At 41.7% G+C, this 19,812-nt stretch carries 25 protein-coding genes and 1 riboswitch; of the genes, 2 read left to right on the forward strand and 23 right to left on the reverse strand.

The features are described from left to right. Positions 1-121: 121 nt before the first annotated feature. The 13 genes from HWX64_RS10485 to HWX64_RS10545 form a co-directional block, all read right to left on the reverse strand. Positions 122-1,504: an L-cystine transporter gene (locus tag HWX64_RS10485; protein ID WP_175989724.1), complete on the reverse strand. Its 1,383-nt coding sequence runs from the start codon at positions 1,502-1,504 to the stop codon at positions 122-124. Between the two features lie 141 nt (positions 1,505-1,645). Next, positions 1,646-2,665, reverse strand: coding sequence for a MoeB/ThiF family adenylyltransferase (locus HWX64_RS10490; protein WP_175989390.1), 1,020 nt, complete (start codon positions 2,663-2,665; stop codon positions 1,646-1,648). Further along, a complete protein-coding gene (locus tag HWX64_RS10495; RefSeq protein ID WP_175989391.1) occupies positions 2,665-3,429 on the reverse strand; it encodes a thiazole synthase in 765 nt (254 codons plus the stop codon). The genes HWX64_RS10490 and HWX64_RS10495 overlap by 1 nt, the downstream gene beginning before the upstream one ends. Before the next feature lies 1 nt (position 3,430). Next, a complete protein-coding gene (gene thiS, locus HWX64_RS10500; RefSeq protein WP_175989392.1) occupies positions 3,431-3,634 on the reverse strand; it encodes a sulfur carrier protein ThiS in 204 nt (67 codons plus the stop codon). After that, positions 3,631-4,740, reverse strand: coding sequence for a glycine oxidase ThiO (gene thiO / locus HWX64_RS10505; protein ID WP_175989393.1), 1,110 nt, complete (start codon positions 4,738-4,740; stop codon positions 3,631-3,633). Before thiO ends, thiS begins: the two co-directional genes overlap by 4 nt. Beyond that, on the reverse strand, positions 4,724-5,350 hold the full coding sequence (locus tag HWX64_RS10510; protein ID WP_175989394.1) for a thiamine phosphate synthase: 627 nt from the start codon (positions 5,348-5,350) through the stop codon (positions 4,724-4,726). Before HWX64_RS10510 ends, thiO begins: the two co-directional genes overlap by 17 nt. A 10-nt stretch (positions 5,351-5,360) precedes the next feature. Beyond that, a complete protein-coding gene (locus tag HWX64_RS10515) occupies positions 5,361-6,164 on the reverse strand; it encodes an energy-coupling factor transporter transmembrane protein EcfT (protein WP_175989395.1) in 804 nt (267 codons plus the stop codon). After that, positions 6,161-7,606, reverse strand: coding sequence for an ABC transporter ATP-binding protein (locus HWX64_RS10520; protein ID WP_175989396.1), 1,446 nt, complete (start codon positions 7,604-7,606; stop codon positions 6,161-6,163). Before HWX64_RS10520 ends, HWX64_RS10515 begins: the two co-directional genes overlap by 4 nt. A gap of 6 nt (positions 7,607-7,612) precedes the next feature. Further along, entirely contained in the window at positions 7,613-8,191 is a 579-nt protein-coding gene (locus HWX64_RS10525; RefSeq protein ID WP_175989397.1) for an ECF transporter S component, read from the reverse strand. After that, positions 8,192-8,887: a thiaminase II gene (gene tenA, locus HWX64_RS10530; RefSeq protein ID WP_175989398.1), complete on the reverse strand. Its 696-nt coding sequence runs from the start codon at positions 8,885-8,887 to the stop codon at positions 8,192-8,194. Positions 8,888-9,003: 116 nt separating this feature from the next. Beyond that, a riboswitch (TPP riboswitch) is annotated at positions 9,004-9,112 on the reverse strand. A gap of 176 nt (positions 9,113-9,288) precedes the next feature. Continuing rightward, on the reverse strand, positions 9,289-9,888 hold the full coding sequence (locus tag HWX64_RS10535) for a response regulator transcription factor (RefSeq protein WP_175989399.1): 600 nt from the start codon (positions 9,886-9,888) through the stop codon (positions 9,289-9,291). A gap of 1 nt (position 9,889) precedes the next feature. Further along, positions 9,890-11,023, reverse strand: a complete 1,134-nt coding sequence (locus tag HWX64_RS10540) for a sensor histidine kinase (protein WP_254871091.1) — start codon at positions 11,021-11,023, stop codon at positions 9,890-9,892. A gap of 123 nt (positions 11,024-11,146) precedes the next feature. Next, entirely contained in the window at positions 11,147-11,344 is a 198-nt protein-coding gene (locus HWX64_RS10545; RefSeq protein ID WP_175989400.1) for a hypothetical protein, read from the reverse strand. Between the two features lie 485 nt (positions 11,345-11,829). Here HWX64_RS10545 and HWX64_RS10550 point away from each other — a divergent pair, with 485 nt between their 5' ends. After that, positions 11,830-12,936: an ATP-binding protein gene (locus tag HWX64_RS10550; protein WP_175989401.1), complete on the forward strand. Its 1,107-nt coding sequence runs from the start codon at positions 11,830-11,832 to the stop codon at positions 12,934-12,936. 228 nt (positions 12,937-13,164) lie between these two features. Here HWX64_RS10550 and HWX64_RS10555 read toward each other — a convergent pair whose 3' ends face one another. Together HWX64_RS10555 and HWX64_RS10560 are read right to left on the reverse strand one after the other, a co-directional pair. Continuing rightward, complete coding sequence (locus tag HWX64_RS10555) at positions 13,165-13,836, reverse strand: permease (protein WP_175989402.1); 672 nt, start codon at positions 13,834-13,836, stop codon at positions 13,165-13,167. A 450-nt stretch (positions 13,837-14,286) separates the two neighbouring features. Continuing rightward, the gene (locus HWX64_RS10560; RefSeq protein WP_175989403.1) at positions 14,287-14,574 is read right to left on the reverse strand and encodes a DUF6509 family protein; all 288 of its coding nucleotides are present in this window, start codon (positions 14,572-14,574) and stop codon (positions 14,287-14,289) included. Between the two features lie 157 nt (positions 14,575-14,731). Here HWX64_RS10560 and HWX64_RS10565 point away from each other — a divergent pair, with 157 nt between their 5' ends. Next, positions 14,732-15,028: a hypothetical protein gene (locus HWX64_RS10565; RefSeq protein ID WP_175989404.1), complete on the forward strand. Its 297-nt coding sequence runs from the start codon at positions 14,732-14,734 to the stop codon at positions 15,026-15,028. 47 nt (positions 15,029-15,075) lie between these two features. Here HWX64_RS10565 and HWX64_RS10570 read toward each other — a convergent pair whose 3' ends face one another. The 8 genes from HWX64_RS10570 to HWX64_RS10605 form a co-directional block, all read right to left on the reverse strand. After that, the gene (locus HWX64_RS10570) at positions 15,076-15,540 is read right to left on the reverse strand and encodes a branched-chain amino acid aminotransferase (protein WP_175989405.1); all 465 of its coding nucleotides are present in this window, start codon (positions 15,538-15,540) and stop codon (positions 15,076-15,078) included. 18 nt (positions 15,541-15,558) lie between these two features. After that, on the reverse strand, positions 15,559-16,323 hold the full coding sequence (locus HWX64_RS10575; RefSeq protein ID WP_175989406.1) for an exodeoxyribonuclease III: 765 nt from the start codon (positions 16,321-16,323) through the stop codon (positions 15,559-15,561). 179 nt (positions 16,324-16,502) lie between these two features. Then, the gene (locus tag HWX64_RS10580; protein WP_175989407.1) at positions 16,503-17,891 is read right to left on the reverse strand and encodes a DEAD/DEAH box helicase; all 1,389 of its coding nucleotides are present in this window, start codon (positions 17,889-17,891) and stop codon (positions 16,503-16,505) included. A 61-nt stretch (positions 17,892-17,952) separates the two neighbouring features. Next, on the reverse strand, positions 17,953-18,141 hold the full coding sequence (locus HWX64_RS10585; protein ID WP_175989408.1) for a hypothetical protein: 189 nt from the start codon (positions 18,139-18,141) through the stop codon (positions 17,953-17,955). Positions 18,142-18,171: 30 nt separating this feature from the next. Continuing rightward, on the reverse strand, positions 18,172-18,552 hold the full coding sequence (locus HWX64_RS10590) for a peroxiredoxin family protein (RefSeq protein ID WP_175989409.1): 381 nt from the start codon (positions 18,550-18,552) through the stop codon (positions 18,172-18,174). Positions 18,553-18,567: 15 nt separating this feature from the next. Continuing rightward, a complete protein-coding gene (locus HWX64_RS10595) occupies positions 18,568-18,909 on the reverse strand; it encodes a DsrE/DsrF/DrsH-like family protein (protein ID WP_254871092.1) in 342 nt (113 codons plus the stop codon). A 96-nt stretch (positions 18,910-19,005) separates the two neighbouring features. Further along, positions 19,006-19,401, reverse strand: coding sequence for a DsrE/DsrF/DrsH-like family protein (locus HWX64_RS10600; protein ID WP_175989410.1), 396 nt, complete (start codon positions 19,399-19,401; stop codon positions 19,006-19,008). 96 nt (positions 19,402-19,497) lie between these two features. Continuing rightward, a complete protein-coding gene (locus HWX64_RS10605; RefSeq protein ID WP_175989411.1) occupies positions 19,498-19,791 on the reverse strand; it encodes a rhodanese-like domain-containing protein in 294 nt (97 codons plus the stop codon). Positions 19,792-19,812: the final 21 nt, after the last annotated feature.

Here is a 19,812-nt window from a genome sequence, read left to right on the forward strand (position 1 = left end):
ACCCGAGTTTTTCGATAAGATTTATAAACTTTAAAAAAGTTCAATAAATCTTTTTATCTTGGTTTCACTGAACATATTATTCATGGGGGTTATTTTATGGTATACAAAAAGTGAGTAATGGTTATTCTTCTGCCGTTTGCACCCCTTGATAAACTTCGGGATCCAATTCGCCAGTCACTTTGCTTGTAATAATCCCCGAAGTCATGGCCCCGCTGACATTCACAGCAGTCCGCCCCATGTCAATCAGCGGTTCTACAGATATCAGAAGACCTGCAAGCGCGATTGGAAGGTCCATTGCAGATAATACGAGAATGGCGGCAAAAGTCGCTCCTCCACCGACACCCGCAACTCCGAATGAGGATATGGCTACTATCAGGATAAGCGTCAAAATGAAAGAAGGTGTCAATGGATTGATTCCCACAGTAGGGGCGATCATGACAGCAAGCATGGCAGGGTATACTCCTGCACACCCGTTTTGGCCAATCGAAAGCCCGAATGATCCAGAGAAGTTGGCGATCCCTTCTGAAACGCCAAGCTTTTTTGTCTGAGTATGAATGTTCAACGGCAGGGTACCTGCACTGGATCTCGAAGTGAAAGCAAACGTTAAAACGGGGAATACTTTTTTCACATACGTTACAGGGTTCAACCCTGACATTGTCAACATAATCAGATGAATGACAAACATAATGAGCAATGCAATATAGGAAGCTACTACAAATTCACCAAGCTTGGTGATGGCATCAAAATCACTTAAAGCAACCGTCTTTGCCATAATCGCCAGCACCCCATATGGAGTAAGCCTCAATACCAATGTGACGATTCTCATGACGACGGTATAGACGGAATCGACCATTCTTTTAAAAAACGAAGCTGCTTCCGGATCTTTTCTTTGGGCTCCGAGATAAGCGACCCCAATAAAAGCAGCGAAGATGACGACAGCAATCGTCGATGTAGCACGCTGACCCGTAAAGTCATAGAACGGATTGGCCGGGAGCAGCTCGAGTATTTTTTGCGGATAGCTCTGCCCTTCCATTGCCGCTGCCCGTTCTTCCAGCTGTGCCCCTCTAGCCGATTCTGCGTCACCTTGTTCGATTTGAATCGCTTCGAGATCAAATGCTGCTGTCGTCGCAATTCCAACAGCCGCCGCAACGGCCGTCGTTCCAACGAGCAGGCCGAGTATCAATACAGAAATTCTGCCCAGATTGTGGGATTGTTTCAACTTGGTAAAAGCAGAAATGATCGATACAAAAACCAGCGGCATGACAATCATTTGCAGAAGTTTGATATAGCCGCTGCCAACGATATTGTACCACTCGATCGACTGCAGCAGGTTTTCATTACCGGGATCATATAACCACTGCAGGAGAAAGCCGAATACGATGCCGAGACCTAGAGCAGTGAACACCCTCTTTGAAAACGAAACCTTCCTTTTTTGCAAGTAAATTAAAACACCAATAAGAACGATAAACATCAGAAGATTCAACAGCACGACCCAAACATTCATCATAAAACCTCCTTTTTCCGGGATGTAATGACTTGCTGGCCAAAGGCTTAATGTATTGTATGATGCGTATGAACAAGATATGATGAAAAAGCCCGCCACTCTAACGCGTTAATGCATCGAGGGACGGGCTTTGTTTTTTATTCAGCTGAAATATCGATGATAGAGTGATTTTGCTTCCATTATATCTTTTGTTCCATGGATGAGCGCACGGCCATCCCGAAATAGGACAATCCGGTGTTTGCCTGTTTTGCAGGCAATAAGATAAGGATTTCTCTCGACACGTTCCATAAGATGTCCCATCTGGACTGCCAAACGATCAAGGTCCACCTCTCCCGGTCGTGCAGGACGGATCTGGACCGCATCCCTTCCGCACAGCACGGCCGATTTAAGCTGGTTTTCATATTGAAGGTACGGGTAGCGGGGTTTCTCTCCGCAAGAAGGGCAGTCCGGTTTCTTCAATGTGCGGACATTCACAGAGCTGTGTTCATTTTTCCAGACATCGAATGATGTAAGGGTTTGACGAACTGCATTGAAGTTCCCTGTCAATACTTTCAATGCTTCAGAGACTTGATAGGAGACCACCATAGATACTGCAGGTGAAATAATCCCTGTTGTATCACATGTCATACTTTGGGAAGGGATGGTTTCCATCATGCAATTCAGGCATGGTGTCACCCCGGGAATGAATGTATGGGTGATACCATAGCTGCCTGCACATCCCCCATATATCCAGGGGATCTCATTTTGAAAAGATACATCATTGATCATCAGTCTGGTATCAAAGTTATCTGTTGCATCAATGATGAGATCCACGTCTTTTACAAGGCTTAGTATGTCATTAGGTCCGACATCCATGATAAGTGCATCGATTTCAACTTCTGAATTGATTTTTCTCAAATGTCTCTTTGCAGCTGCAGCCTTAGGGAGCCTCTCTGATGCATCTCTCTCGGTGTAAAGCTGCTGCCTTTGAAGGTTGCTCCATTCCACGTAGTCGCGGTCTGCAATCGTAAGTTTACCGACTCCTGCCCTGACAAGTGCTTCTGCGCTTCCTGCACCAAGTGCTCCCGCCCCGACCATAAGCACATGCTTGGAAGAAATGCTTATCTGGCCGCTTTCCCCAATCGGAGCAAATAATTGTTGTCTGGAATAGCGTTCATTCATCAGCTGACGATACCCTCCATCGGGCTGCTTGCAGAAGCATAAGCCTTCTTGGGGATCCTGCCTGCTTCAAATCCCATTCTTCCCGCTTCAGCAGCAAGCTTCATCGCCCCTGCCATTTTCACTGGGTCTCCCGCAGCGGAAACAGCCGTATTTAATAGGATTCCATCCGCACCGAGTTCCATTGCATAGGCAGCATCCGCAGGAGAACCGATGCCTGCATCGATGATCACCGGCACAGTCGACTGTTCGATAATGAATCGTAAATTGACAGGGTTCAGGATACCCTGCCCTGAGCCGATCGGAGAAGCACCCGGCATGATTGCGTGTGCACCCGCTTCTTCCAATCTTCTTGCAAGCACGACATCATCAGACGTGTATGGAAGAACCGTAAACCCTTCTTTTACAAGCTCTTCCGTCGCCTTTAATGTTTCGATGGGATCGGGAAGGAGTGTCTTCCCGCATCCGATGACCTCCACTTTGATCATGTCACACAATCCTGAAGCCCTTGCAAGTTTTGCATGCCTTACCGCTTCCTGCGCGGTTTTGGCCCCAGCTGTATTGGGAAGGAGTGAATATTTATCCAGATCCAGCTGTTCCAGCAGGTTTGGCTGACTTTCTTCAAAAATATCCATCCTCCTTACAGTAAACGTAAGAATTTCCGTCTCCGATTCCTCCACCGCATTTTTCTGTATATCGAAATCAGGATATTTTCCTGTCCCCAGTAATAATCGTGATTGAAACTCATATTTCCCTATCTTTAACATTTCATCCGCCTCCTACGAAATGAACGAATTCAATAGAATCCAATTCTTTGATAGTCGTTGTGTCATATTTTTCTTTCTCTGTAATATCACCATTCACTTCTACAATGAGGATACGTTCATTTATTGAAAAGTGATTCACCAAGTCTGTGATTGTCGACAGTGTATCGGGGATTTGCACAAACTGACCGTTAATTTTCACTTTCACTTTTTCAACATCCTTTCATCCTTTTCTCCCAGCCTGAAGAGGGGGAATATTTCTTTTCCTTCCATTAATTCTGCCATCATGATCCCTGTCAGGGGTGCCAGCAGAATCCCATTCCGGTAATGTCCCGAAGCGACCGACAGACCTTTCCAACCTGGGACTCTCCCTATTTGAGGATGAGTGCAAGCTGTTTTCGGCCTGACTCCGGCCCAGGCTTTTTCCCAACGGCCATAAGCGAGATCCGGAAGAAGTTCAATCGCTTTATTCATTAATTTATTGATTCCCCCCACGGTAATCGATTCATCAAATGAATAAGGGTGTTCAGTGGCTCCAACCAAAAGGTGATTCCCCTGTTTTGGAACAAGATAGCATCCTTCTGTGAAAATCGTCCTTTTTATTTTCTGACTTTCCAGCACGACAGAGAAACACTCTCCTTTGACAGGGTACCCGCTGATATCGACCCCTGCAGTATTCAAAATCTCGCGGCTCCAGGCTCCGCCCGCGACAATGACCTCACTCGAGTAATAGGAATCATGCTGCGTCCTGACCCCGTTGCAGCTGCCGTGGGCCTGAAGGAAACCGATCACCGGGGAGAACTCCTTTATTTCTGCACCCAGCCGTACTGCAGAGCTTGCCAGTGAAAGAGTGAGCTTCCGTGCAGACACATGACCGTCTTTGTCCGCATAGAGGCCTCCCTTATTCCTCTTTGATAATCCCGGTTCAAGCTTTGACACTTCTTCTTCCGGAAGCCACACTGCATCTTTACTTACATCTTCCAGTCTCTGTAAAGCGCTTTGTTCCGAATCAGTGAACGCGAGCTTGATCATTCCATTTTGAGTGAATTCAATGTCAATTCCGCTTATTTCCCGTAATTCCTGCGAAAGCGCGGGAAACATATCCCGGCTTTTAATGGCAGCCCTCAATAGTTCTTCATTTCCATCGAACTCAGTATGGACACCGAGCATACCGGCTGCAGCCGAGGAAGCTTTCTGGCCGATTTTGCCCTTTTCGAGGACCAGCACCTTTTTCTTTCTTTTAGTTAATTGATAAGCGATCGAGCATCCGATCACCCCGGCTCCTACAATGATGACGTCATAAGCTTTTTTCAAATTTCTCACCCCTGTCAAGCTGTTTTCGATATTCTTTTGCGGAGCTTACCGGATCCTTAGCAAGAAAAATTCCGGATAAGACGGCTATCCCGGAAGCACCCGAAGCAATGATATCCTGCACATTTCCTGGTTTGATGCCGCCGATCGCTATGACGGGGACCCGGACTGCATCGACAAGCTCCTTGACTTTCATCGTCCCCGATCCTGGCTTGCCTGCTTTGGAAGGTGTCATGAATATGTTTCCGAAAAAGACATAATCCGCTCCTTTCTCCTGAAAGGAGATCCCTTCATCTATTGAGTGAATGGACACACCGGTCTTCATTGAAGGAAACATTCGTTTAACCTCTGACACTCCTAAACTATGGTGGGCAAGATGCACCCCTCCAGCACCCTCTGCTGCAGCAACATCCACCCTGTCATTGACGATGATCCTATTTGGAGAAAAACCCCCTCTGACCAGTTTCCTGAAAGCCGTCTTCATTTCCCGTGCTGTCCAGCTCTTTTCCCTGATATGGAGAAAATCGATGAATGGCATGATGGCCAGTGAAATGCGGACCATTTCCTCTATTCCCTGTTGACCGGTTGTAACTGCATGAAGCTGCCTCTTCATTAAATCCCTCCTATCCCTGATAACGTACATCCCCAACAGGAAAAATCGGATATGTACCCGAAGCATAGTAACTGATCATCACCATAGCGATGATCACGCCTAAAAACAATCCATCTACTTTCGAAAAACCGATGTAGTAGAAATATGTCCTCTTCCCGCTGCCCGAGAAGCGTTTAGCCTCCATGGCCACAGCAATCCGATGCGCACGCCTGATGCTTTGTGCAAGAAGCGGAAGAGCATAGGACCGGAATGTAAAAAAAATTCCGCCAACCCCTTTTTTACGATTCACCCCACGCACTTTCATGGCATTGCGGATGGTTACAAATTCTTCTGCAATGATCGGCAGCAGCCTGAACCCCGCCATGAAGCTGTAAGCGTATGCAGGTTTCAGTTTCAATTGCTGCATCAATGAATAGAACAGCATGACTGGACGGGTAGACAACGTGAACAATAATCCCAGCAAAGCAAAAACTAAGGCCCTGAAACCTATGTGGATTCCCCGGTAAAAGCTTTCTTCTGAAATCTGGATGAGCCCCCATTTCAACCAGATGACGTCTCCTTTACCAAACAAAATCATCGAAGACGCCGTAGAAGCGAATACAAGGATGAAAGGCAGCAAAAGAATGGATTTGACTTTCACATTATGACCGGAGAACAACCAGAATAATAAGAAGGAAAAAGCCGTTAAATAAACAAGCATATTCAATTGATGGATCAGCAAAATCATGATAAACAAGATGACCATGATGATGAGTTTGAAGCTTGGATTGATTCGATACAGCCAAGTCTTCTTCGAGACGAAATCGACCTTCATAGGATCCCCTCCTTGGCTTCATACGGCCTATAACACGGTTCATCCTTCACCAATTCACCTTCTTCGATCGTCCATATCCTGTTCGAAACGAACCTTGCAATATTCTCATCATGCGTCACCATCAGTATGGTAGAACCACGAAGCTGCAACTCCTTCATCATCCCAAGCAGCTGAAAGGTATTTGCCGCATCCTGTCCGAACGTTGGCTCATCCAATAGAATGAGATCCTGACTGATTGAAATCGAAGCAGCAACACTCAGCCGCCGCTTTTGGCCCATGGATAATTGATATGGATGCTGGTGGCGATGTTCTTCCAAATTGAACCGGTGCAGAATGTCTTTTACTTTTTCCTCCATCCATTCACCGCTGCTATTTTCCTGTTTCAGGCTGAATGCAATTTCATCAAAAACGGAGTTTGCAACGAATTGAAACTCAGGATTCTGAAAAACGAATGTACAACGTTCAGGAGTTTTTTGTTGTTGAACCTCATGACCAAAAAGTTCGTATCTACCTGTCGTTTTAATAAATTGCATCAAACCGTGGAGAAAGGTGGACTTACCTGCCCCATTCCTTCCCAGGATCGAAATCCATTCCCCTTTTCTGACAGACGCACGGCCGATTGTTATTTTAGGCTGCTTATTAAGATATCCCTTGAAATGTTCAAGCTCCATCGCCGATTCGCCCGGCAGCTCATCTTTATTCGGAAGGGGAAATGACTCTATGTACTCATCCCATGCTCCCGGATACCATACTCCATCTTCCTTGATAACCTCTTTGTTTTCTTTTAAGACTTCTTCAGCTCTTCCATCCGCAAGTATCTCTCCATGCTTATTGAAAAGGATGATCCGGTCGACTAAGTCGACTACGTGCTCCAGCTTATGTTCAACGATCACCACCGTTTTATCCTTGCTGATATGTTTGATCGTTTCCCAGATTTCCACTGTACCTGCCTCATCCACCAATGCAGTTGGTTCATCTAAAAATAACGTGTCCGGCTCCATCGCGAGTACTGCTGCAATGGCAAGCCGCTGTTTCATTCCCCCTGACAGTTCGGAAATCCGGGTATGCGGATGCGGCAGGCATAATCCCACTTTCTGCAGGAGGTCCCGTATTTTATCCTCCATTTGTTCTCTGGGTACATTCAGGTTTTCAAGGACAAATGCGATTTCCTCATCCGCATACGGCATGCAGAACTGTGCATCGGGATCTTGAAATACATACCCCCAGGAGGAAGGATAAGTAATAGCGGATGCTTTCATGGGTACCTCATATGAATGCGGGATCAAGCCGGCACATACATTGAGCAATGTTGATTTGCCGCAGCCGGAAGGACCAAGCAGCAGGACCTTTTCCCCTTTTCCGATAGAGAGTGAGAGATCTTTAAATAAGAAATTTTTCTCACCCGGAAACTTCAACCTCAGTTTTTCAATTTTCAATTCCATCCACACCTATCTGTCAAGAGCTTCGTAATCTTCCTTGTCTGCTGGTCTGACAAGGCTTGTTACCCCCGTTTGCTCTAAAGCTTTCACAAGGTAGAAAGCCCCCACACCTGCAATCAGTACAGAACCCAGTAATCTTGCCCCCAAAAATAAAACTAGATTCCAAACAACAAGATCTCCGATATAGCCTTTGTACATATCCATCAAGATTGAACCGATTGCAGACATCACGGCGGCCAAGCTTATGATCATGAGGCTGTTTCGCTTGTATCCTGTAACGAAGAAAACGGCTTCAGCAAACAGCCCTTGAATGATCCCGAAGAGCAGCACCTCAAGCCCCCACTCCGATCCCATGAGGAATTCCCCTGATGAAGCGGCGATTTCAGCGAGCAGTGCGACTCCCGGCTTCCGGATGATCAGGAAAGCGACTGTTGCAGCCATGAACCACATCCCGTAAATGAGCTGATCAGCATGCAGACCGAACGGCTTTATCATGTTGTACAGCGGTCCCCAAATTTTATAAATGACACCGAATCCGATTGAGATGACAACCGTAACAAGAATATCTGTCAATCGTAACTTAGTCATTTAATTCACCTGCTTTCCCGCGTGTAAATGATCTTCAAACGGCCATTTTTCCATGGAATAGGCCATCTCCCAAAATTGAAGTTCATATATGCTGCTTATCATAAACAGCTCTTTCATATGGGCTTTTTCTTCATCGGATGCTTTTTCTGCTAACTGGTCCAAACGGTTGATTTGCTCTTTTACCAGTTCCCCGAACCACTCTCCTCCGTAAGCGGCAATCCACTCGCGGTAAATAGTCTCGTTTGGAGAACAACATTTCAAACGCTCACCGACTTCATGGTACAGCCAATAACATGGAAGAATGGCCGCGAGGATTTCACGAAGCCCTCCAAATTGTGCTGCCCTGTACATATGTGAGGTATAAGCATATGCGGTCGGAGCAGGCTTGAACCGTTTCTTTTCTTCCTCAGTGATACCCAATTGGACAGAAAACGTTTCATGCAGGGATAATTCTGCTTCATTTGTCCCCTGCGCGTGGGCTGCCATTCTTGAAGTCGTATGTAAATCTGTTGCTTTAGCGGCTCCGAGCGCCTGAACCCTGGAAAAATGGGAGAGATAATAGGCATCCTGCAGCACATAATAGCGGAATTTCTCAAGTGGAAGTGTGCCGTCACCTATCCCTCTTACAAAAGGATGATTGAAGCTTGCTTCCCAAATCTCATTCACTTCTTCCCTTAATTCTGTTGAAAATGTCATCTTTGACTCTCCTTTTCCACGACGACCCAATACAGGAGAAACAAAAAGCCACTTTCCATTACGCAAAAAGCGAACAGAAAGTGGCTTGAAAAGGCAGTACATCAGAGAAAATATGTAACCTTCAAACACCACTTCCCTACGCTGGTCTCAACCAGATCAGGTTCAAAGGGTCTTAAAGTTACACTTTAATCTCAGCCTTCATAAAAGGCACCCCTAGTGGATCGTCATATGTAATTTTGAATTCGATGTAATCGTAACACGTCATTTTTTCTTGTCAATCTTTTTTTACAGCAACTTATACCCCATACGGTTAAAAAACCCATTAAAGACGAGAATCCGAAGCTCGTATTTTTTCTTCTGTTTTTATACGAAGGTAAAATTTTGATACCCCACGTTCTGATTTATTTAAACCAGCCTTTTTCTTTTGAGTGAGTAATGGCTTCAATTCGATTTTTGACTTCAAGTTTGTCGAGAATCGTTGAAATATAGTTTCGTACTGTACCTGTTTTCAACTTAAGTTCATCTGCGATTTCTTTTGTGTTTTTTCCGTCTGCTACAAGTTCAAGGACTTCTTTTTCCCGATCTGTCAAAGGGTTTTCTTCACTGTACATATCATCCATCAGTTCAGGTGCATAGATCCTTTTTCCATCCATGACGAGGCGGATCGAACTTGCCAGTTCTTCACTCGGGCTGTCTTTCAACAAGTATCCTTTGACACCGGCTTTTATTGCGCGCTGAAAATAGCCTGAGCGTGCAAAAGTGGTCAGGATGATGACTTTGCAGCCTTCCCCTTTTAATTCTTCAGCTGCCTCCAGACCGGTCTTCTCTGGCATTTCGATATCCATCATGCAAATATCAGGCTGAAGGCTGCGGACCAGGGATACGGCTTCATCCCCATTGCTTGCCTTCCCCACAACCTCTAAATCATCCTCTAAACTAAGCAAAGAACCCAGTGCACCCAGCATCATCCGCTGGTCTTCCGCAATGACAATGCGAATCATGTCATTCCCTCCCTATCTGTTTGATTACTTTTGGAACTCTCATAATTAATGTGGTTCCTTTATCAGAAATGATTTCGAGCGTGCCGTTTACAAAATCCAACCGTTCTTCCATCCCTCTTAATCCGCTTCCTTTTGATAAGTCCTGGTCTTTTTGCAAACCAATGCCATTATCCCTTACCTTTATGGTTAATTCATTATCGTGTTCTTCGATGGTAATTTCACATGTATCAGCCTGACTATGCTTTACGACATTTGTGACCGATTCTTTTAAACACATGCTTAAAATATTTTCAAGAAAGAGTGATGTTTGGGGTAAGTTGGATGCATCGTCTATGATCAATTCGATATCTGCCGCTTTCAGAATTTGCTTAATCCTTACGATTTCGTCTTCCAACCGGATTCCCCGCATTTGGGATACCATCGTTCTTACCTCTGTCAACGCGGTTCTCGCTGTTTGTTGTACGTCTTTCAATTCCTCTTGTGCCTGCTCAGGATCTTTATAAACCAATTTTCTGGCTAAGTCACTTTTTAAGCCTATCAGGGAGAGCTTCTGTCCCAATGTATCATGCAAGTCACGTGCAATACGCTGTCTTTCCTCTTGTTTGACAAGTTCAGAAATCCGTTTATTCGCATCCTCAAGTTTTTCTTCGAGCCACCCTTGCTTATTACGATTGTAAATATTGAAAGGGAGCAGGATCACACTGATCCAGATGATCAGGATAAACGGTATTTGAGAAAGAAATAAATCTTCCTGCTCCACAAATTTATAATTAATGGAGGCCGTTGTAAGGACAAGATGTATGATGTACAGTGTCAAAAAAGCAATCCGGTTTTTTATATTCCCGTTATAGTAAGCAATGTAAAATGCAAAGTAAATAAAATTAAACTGTATCGTCATCGTAATCGATATCGCAATTAAGAAGGATGTCCATAAATAAACCGGCCACTCCCTGGAAAGGAAGGCAAGCCTCAAAAAGATAAAAAATAATATCGTCAGCGTAATGCCTACAATGATTTCAATCGTTGATGATGATTGGAATATAAAGTAAAAAGGTAAAATGCTGATGATACTCCATATGTAAGGCGAAATTCCTGAACTTTTTTGAATTCTAATTATTTTATCGGGGAGCTGCACGATCCATACCTCATTTGTGAATGTTTGTAGTTATCTTACCATAATCGTCATCAAATATATGAACAAAAAGCGTATACAGATCCTTATTGGATTTGTATACGCTTTTTATATGTATTCCTGCCGTCAGTATTTCCGGTTTTGAATCGCAATCTGTTTCAGCATGAGCTCGTGAGATTTTTTGATGATATCTGTCAAAACATCACCTTTGTATATTCTGCCAATCTTCGTTTTTCCCTGATAATATTCCACAATTTCATCTAATTGCTGAGCGGTTTCTTTCTCGATTCTAACATTCAACTGGATTCTATTACTGGTACTCATTTGCTGTATAACCCTCCAAAATCCTCGTGCTGCTGACTGCTAGCACATTTCTATCATCATTATAGCATACGCTCACAAGATGATACATCTCTTTATTTCCAATGGTTCCAGCCATACCAAGATAAATTTGGCAGATTTTGTCCCACCCCGTGATTTCACCCTTACAGATACAAGAAATCTATTGGTGTTTGTTATCTTGCATAAATAAACCAAAGAATATTAATAGTGTTCAATCATAAATTTAAAAAACTCTTTATTATTTATACTAAATAAATTATTATTATTGTAGTTTTAAACTTCCATGAGATGCATTCATTTGAACTTGAAAGGAACTTGAGTTTATGAAAAAGAAAATTTCATTAGTAATGTATCTTTGTTTATATTTCATATTTATTTTCGCTTTAGTATATAAACCTCCCAATAAAAGCCTGTTTTTATTTTTTTTCATTTTCCTCTCCCTTCTTATCGTTTTACTCTTGGTTTTAATGCATCTAGTATCCTCCACAAATAAACCACGCCTCTTTCATGAAGAAGACAGTCCCTATAAAAGATTAATAGACAACCATCCTGATGGCATCCTTATTCATGAAAAAGGAACAATTATATATGTCAATCCTGTTGCTTTAAGCTACGTAGGGTATGAAGAGAAAGAGGTGCTGGGTAAAACTCTTCTGGATTTCACACCTGCTTCCTCACACCACAAAATACTTAGAAGAGAAAAAGAGATTTACTCATCCAGTCAAGAAATCATGTATGAATTAACAGAATATGAACTTACTACAAAAAAAGGAGAGCCTTTTTTTGTAGAATCCAAAGCAATATCATGTAAATTTGACGGAAAACGCTGTGTTCAGCTTGTACTAAGGGATATAAATAGGAGGAAAAAACAAGAAGAATATATGAGAGCTTCTGATAGACTGGCTGCAGCAGGTCAAATGGCTGCGGGTATAGCCCATGAAATAAGAAACCCGCTGACAAGTATTAGGGGGTTTGTCCAGATGCTTCGGGAGTCTCCTAAAAGCAGCCACTTTTATGAAGTGATCTTAAATGAAATCGACCGGATCAATCAGGTAACAAATGACTTTTTAGTTCTAGCAAAACCTCATGGGAAGAATTTAATCACCCACAACATCAATGAACTGATAAAGGAGGTAATTCATCTGATGCAGCCCGAGGCTGCAGCTAACAATGTGAAATGTGACCTTTCAGTTAGTGAACAAGACGGTTTTATATTATGTGATAAGAATGAATTAAAGCAGGTATTCATAAACCTTATCAAAAACGCTATCGAGGCTATGCCGGCAGGTGGCCTTATAACCATAAATGTTTCGAAATATCAACATACACTTACAGTGATGGTTAAAGATACCGGCATCGGAATTCCTAAAGACATATTAGCGTACATTGGCCAGCCGTTCTATACATTAAAAGAAAAAGGGACCGGCCTTGGCATCATGACCACGATGAAAATAATAGATGATCATAAAGGAAATTTCAAAATCGATAGTATTGAGAATAGCGGAACCACGATCACCGTTACTTTCCCTTCGGCCCATCATCCCGGGTTCGGCCGTCTCTCTGGCAGCGGGTAAATCGAGCCTAGAGAAAAAACCCGCCAACACTCGGTCTAAGGGGCTCCGTTTAGGGAGGGAAAACCTTAGATCACAGGCAAATTAGCAGCAGAAATAGTATGTAAATAACACCAGTAAGAAACCCCGGAGCTAATGACTCCGGGTTTTTATGTCTATATTAACTTCTTGTTCCGTTGTACTCCTTTCAGAAACCTCAATATCTCTCAAGTGGTCTGCCTTAATATTTATTTAAATAAATCTCTGTAAATATTGGCCCAATATTTTGTTCATCACTCTGGGGGTGTTTTCTAAGTAAACATTAATTTGTTCACTGTTTGATTCGAATTTATCAGAGTTTCTTTCATCTGTTGGAAAATCAGATATTCCTTTTATAATGATACATTCAATATCATTCTTCTTACATATATAAGCAATGGCACCCGCTTCTGTATCGGCTATTGTTATTTCGTTTTCTTTAAGTTCTAAATAGTCCTTCCACATAACGACTGCTTTATCGGCAGTGGCAATGGTTCCGGTATTAAAATCATTTCCATATATTGATAGATCAATATCGACTATGAAGGATTGCTTAATAAGAGGCTCGATTTCTTTTACTGTGCAATAATATTGTACAGCTTTATCGGGTACAAAAATATCCAAATTACTAAACTTATCATCTATTCCTGCACAGGTTCCAGCAACGATTACTTTCGTTAAATTAAATGTAGAAATCATATACTGATTACCACCAACACCATTTACTTTTCTTACACCGGTACTATAAAAAATAAGTTCGGTATCATTCATAGTTCTTATGAAATACTCGCCATAAGGATAACCGAAACGATCATTATCACTTATGCCAAAATATTCCAATGCCGCTTCATATTCCCACTTCGTTGCTATACTTATTCCTATCATCGACTTATCACCCTGCAAAAATAATTTGTCACAATTGAAATTGAATGTCTATACGGACTGAATTTCATTTTTATCACTAACCTTCTTTACTCTCTCCTTCAACAATTCGTTAATGTTATGTATACATCTTTCTTACTAACCTGAAATGCAATGTAATTCCATTATTTACAATTTTATCACACAATTCCTTACAAAAGACTCATCTCTTCAAGAACAGGTTTTGAATTGATAAGTCATTTAGCACCCAGTTGTACATTAATGATTGTAATCCAGATTATAAAGCTGCTATTACAGGTGCTAATTCACCAGAAGACCGTATGACAACATGGTTATAACAACAAATAAAGCAGGTCTAATTCATATGCGAATTAGCCTGCTATTTATAATGCTATATGTCATTTTCTCTACCGAAACGAAACCCCTTGCACTCGGTCGATGGGGATATATTCATTAATCTTGAGCAATATGTTCTTTGCAATACTTCAGGAGCAAAGCTTCTTCATCCTCTTCCAATTCAAAGTCAAGAATCGATTCTGTATTTCTTTCAATGATTTGGTGCTGTGCAATTCGAGGCACATCATCGTCATGAACAAAAATTGCTTTAATGTATAAGCCGTTCTCTGAATATAGTTCATCATCTTCTGGTACTTCGATCGAAAGCATCACCTCGTAACGCTTTCCGCTTAAAATACCAGTAGGATCTTTAAGTTCTTCCATTGTATGATCAGTAATAATCATTTAAAAGATAACTTCCTTTCACTTTACATATCTCTCCATTATACACAGGTTCTTTAAAAATGAAAACCTGTATACTCAATGCATGCGTTAAGATGGGATTCTGGCCTATCCTTCGTTATAATGATAACGATAGAGTATTGAAGGAGAGACTATGAATATGAATAATAAAGAGATTGAAGAAAAAATCATTTCTAATTATCAAAAAGATGAAAACATGATGATTCTCGTTTTTGCACAATGGTGTGTAAATAATGACCTAGACCCCGTTGAAATCTATAAAAAAGCTTATCCGCATCAGTCTGCAAATCCCGCTCTGCAGCAAGGAGTCGAGTTGACTGTGCCCAAGGAAGAATCAGAAGAGATCCCCGACTCCACCTTGCTCGGGGTACTTTCTTTATTCGGTAATACAGACCTTGCCATTGTGGTATCGGAAGAAATAAACAACAGAAAATGATGACTCGTTCAAAAGAACCTCGGGTATATACCCGAGGTTCTTTCCATTTATTTTCCTTCTTTTATTTCTTCTATCATCTCAAAGAGAAAGCCGCAAATGATTTCAATAGCGCCAATAAGAGACATACCTTCGTTATATAAAGGAAGGTCATTGATGGATATATTCACATCCCACAAACCATCATCGCCATTGAAAAGCAGCTCATACCTTTTTTCTCCTTGGAGTGTACGCTCCAAATACATCTCTATTTCACCGCGATATTTCTTTTGCAGTTTCAAGCCGAACATTGCCTCAAAATTACCGAACACATCATCCAGCTCTATCGACAAACCGTCAATATTCATTTTATCAAACCAATCTGCCTCAAGGAAAATGTATTGATTTCTATTAAGTTTCAAATAGTCCAAAGAATCCTCTAGAAAGGAGGGAGATTCTTGCTTAATCAGTTCATCCGTTTCTTTATTGCAACGCTCGATTGTTAGTTCCTCAACATTCAGGTTTTCTTTAAACATACAAGGGCCTCCTGTTCGTTAGCTGTTTTTTTTATCCAATTCCAAGTATACCGGACAATGATCGCTTCCCAAAATACTGCAATGAATATCCGCTTCTTTAATGCGTGCAGCGATCCGCTTCGAGATGATGAAATAATCAATTCTCCAACCGATGTTCCTTTCCCGGACTTTACTCATATAAGACCACCATGTATAGGATTCATCTTTATCAGGATATAAATACCTGAATGAGTCAACAAAACCAGCTTCCAAGAAAAGAGTCATTTTCTCTCTCTCCACATCCGTGAATCCGGAATTACCGCGATTTGAGCGATCATTCTTAAGGTCTATTTCTTTGTGGGCAACATTCAAGTCCCCGCAGTGGATCACCGGCTTCCTGCGATCAAGGTCAATGAGGTATCCCCTCAGCTTATCCTCCCATTCCAGCCTTTCATCGAGCCTTGATAAATCTCTTTTTGAATTTGGCGTATATACATTTACAAGGAAGAAGTCATCATATTCCAGTGTGATGATCCTGCCTTCAGGCTCCGATTCACCATCTTGAAAGCCATAGGAAACAGTGAGGGGCTTTATCTTAGTGAAAACAGCTGTACCAGAGTACCCTTTTCGTTCTGCGTAATTCCAATACTGTTCATATTCAGGCAGCTCCAGTTCGATCTGGCCTTCTTGCAGCTTCGTTTCCTGAATACAAAATATGTCTGCATTTACCTCATGAAAATAATCCAGAAACCCCTTTTTTACACATGCTCTTATTCCATTTACATTCCATGAAACCAATTTCATTGTCTTCAAGAATCTCCTTTAGCTATTAAAATCTCTTTTAATATAGTAACATAACTGAATTAAATTCTATTGTTATATTGATATAGCATTATATATTCAAGCTATTATTTTAGTATAATTTGTACATTTTCATAAAAAAAAGAGACATGCAGAGTACTCTCCAATGCATGTCTTCACTATTATTTATTGGTTTTTTTTGAACGGTATGCCGTCTTTTTATTTGATTTCGCAGGTTGGGTATCGCCTTTTTTCATTTCTTTTGGTGTTTGCGCTGCGGACCCATCAGATGACGTTGGTTTGCTTTTCTTTCCTGGCCGTTTACTGTAAAATCCATCGTCTTTCATTTTTTGCTGGTCATCGCGTTTACTTTTTGATTTTTTTTGTGCTGAAGAAGTTCCTTTTCTCTTATTTCTTTTCTTTTTAGAAGATGAGCTGTCTTTATCTTTTAAAGAAATGGTGTTGCCTAAATTCTGTTTTTGAATTCTCGTTTTTAAATCACTTTCGATTTTGTCGAGTAACGGCCTGTCTTCCGATGTGTATAGAGTATAGGACAAACCTTCTGCCCCTGCTCTTCCCGTCCTCCCTATCCGGTGGGTATATGTTTCCGTGTTTTCCGGAATATCATAATTGAAGACATGCGAAACTCCTTCAATATCCAATCCCCTTGAAGCTACATCAGTCGCAATCAGGAGAGGTAATTCTCCTTTTCTGAAAGCTTCCATTACTTCCTCTCTTTTTTCTTGAGGAATATCGCCATGAAGCTCACCGACTTTGATGCCTTTGGATTTAAAAACTTGAAAGAGCTTCGTCACTCTTCTCTTGGTACGGCAGAATATGACCGCTTTTTCCGGTTTGAAGGCTTCAACTAATTGAAGAATGGTTTCCTGCTTTGCTTTATCTACTGTGAAAATGGCAAATTGATTGATCGACGAAGGGGCTGCATTCTCCTCGATTTCTATTGTCTTTGCATTTTTCATGTATTTATTCGCGAGTTTCTTAACAGGTTCAGGAAGTGTAGCGGAAAACAGCATCATTTGTCTTGAAGAAGGGGTTGCCCTGATGATTTCCTCTACCTTGTTCAGGAAACCGATTTGCAGCATCTGATCCGCTTCATCCAAAACAAAAAATTTAACATGCGACAGGTCAAGATTCCCTCGTTTGATTTGATCCAATATCCTGCCGGGTGTCCCGACAATATACCCCGGGTTTTTTTTGAGTTCAACAATCTCTTGATCATGACTCTGTCCGCCATACATGGCTAAAACTCCGCCATTCTTATGTTTCTTTGTCAGCTGTTTCAATACACCCGCAATTTGGATGCTCAATTCTCTTGTAGGAGTGACAATGATTCCCTGTATGTGGCCCGTAGTCTTTTGGCTTTTTTCAAGTATCGGTAACACAAAAGCATACGTTTTTCCTGAACCGGTTTGGGCTTTTGCCATAATATCGCTGCCTTTTAACAAAACAGGTATCACTTTTTCCTGTATGGGGGTCGGGGACGATATTCCCATCTGTGACAAAATATGTCCCATCTCTTCTGAAATCCCTAGGGATATAAATTTACTCAATTGCAGTTCCTACTTTCTTTTTCTATTAATCGTTCGATTATTAATATTGAGGGTTTCACCGCTAAAAAGCAATAGGGCGAAAAAAAGAAGGAGCCTCTTTGACTCCTTCTAGAAAATTTTTTGCAATAGTAAAATGACTCCTGCCAGGAGCCACAGCCACATTCCCGGTCATATAGGCGGTATATGACGCTTGCGGCTTTTTCTGGACGAAATGTTTCAAGTTCCGTTTCCACAATTCGATTTCTTCCAATTCATAATTTACCTCCTTACTATAAAAAGATTAAAAGTGTACAAATAAATCTGCAGAGCTACTTTCATTTAGTACCCATTTAATAGGAACCTGCTCTGCCGGGTACATCAAATCCAATTTTTCATGATGATCTGCATCGACTATATAAAATTGCACTCCTGATTCTGCCGCTATCCCCAGTAATTCATTAATTGTAGGGGCATGAAAAGATTTTAATGCCTTTGGCAAATGTTCAAGCCCTTTAGAAGGCTTGGGAAGATAATGTCTATCCAAAATATTGACACCATCCCTGGAAAAGGCAAGTATGACTTCTGCTCCAGACGACGCAGCGCCAACTGCTATATTCAGCGGCGGATAAACAGACTCCAACTCATCATGCAATGCGAGTACTACAACTTTTCTATCAGCCATACCATCCGACTCCCTTCAATAGCTCAATACCGCATCCGCTTCATAGGCAGATTCAAGGAAGGTGACCACTCCCGCAAGTTCTACACCGTCTACTAACTCTAAACCGTCAGCCACAAGAACATTCATTTGGCACCCGTAGAGATGGATCCCAGAAGAAATTGCTTTCTTGATAAGCAAGTCCATCTCGACTCCATGAGATCTTTCTATTTTCTTTGAGTAACGTTTATCGAGTACATACGCACCGTCCAAATCAAAGAATATCGATACCTCATCGCCTTCTTTCTTTCGTTTGATGCCTTCTTTGATAACATAGGGGGCATTGGAACTTAAAGTGACAAAGTAGACCCATCTTTTCATAAGGATCCCTTCTTCCATTGAGTAATTGTCAAACCAGTCTTTTAAAAAAAGAGCTATCGGAAAATCCAATAGCTCTCTTCTTCTGTCATTATTTCATTAGAATGTTAATGTAACATCTGCATCTTTAGCAAATTCAAGGAATGTTACTGCGCCGCCTACTTCGATTCCATCTACGAATGCTTCCTTATCTAATCCCATAACATCCATTGTCATTTGACAGCCGATAAATCGCACACCCATTTCTTTCGCCATTTCCACCAACTCTGGAATGGCTGGAACGTTTGCTTTAGAGAAACCTTCTTGGAAATGTTCTTTTCCTTCTGGCATTGGAAGCTGTTGATGAGCTTCTTTATGGATTAAATTTAATCCTTCGAAAGTGAAGAAAATCGCTACCTCTTGATCAGTTGCTGCCGCAGCAGTTGCAATATTATAAACTTTATACGCATCAAATAATCCACCATTACTTGCGATAATTGCTACTTTTTTACTCATATCTAATTCCTCCAATTGTTTGATATTCATTATTATTTTTCAGGATAAAAACGCGCCTGCCGTATACCTGTATAGGTATAGAATTCATCAAAAAAATTATTCCACATCGCCTTCCCAAGCTAACATTCCGCCTGCCATATTGATAACATTAAAGCCTTGGCTTTCAAGGAATTGAGCAGCTCGTCCGCTTCGTCCTCCTGAGCGGCAAACCATGATATATTCCTTGGACTTATCCAATTCATTCATTCTGGTTTCAATGGATCCAAGTGGAATATGCTTTGCTGCTGGAATTTTACCCGCAGCCACTTCATCATCTTCACGAACATCAATAATGTTTGGTTTTTCACTTTTTAATAATTCTTGTACTTCTTTTGTTGATAGTTCTTTCATCGGTAAATTCCTCCTGTTGTT

The organism is Bacillus sp. Marseille-Q1617 (genome assembly GCF_903645295.1).
In the GTDB taxonomy this organism is placed as follows: domain Bacteria; phylum Bacillota; class Bacilli; order Bacillales; family Bacillaceae_B; genus Rossellomorea.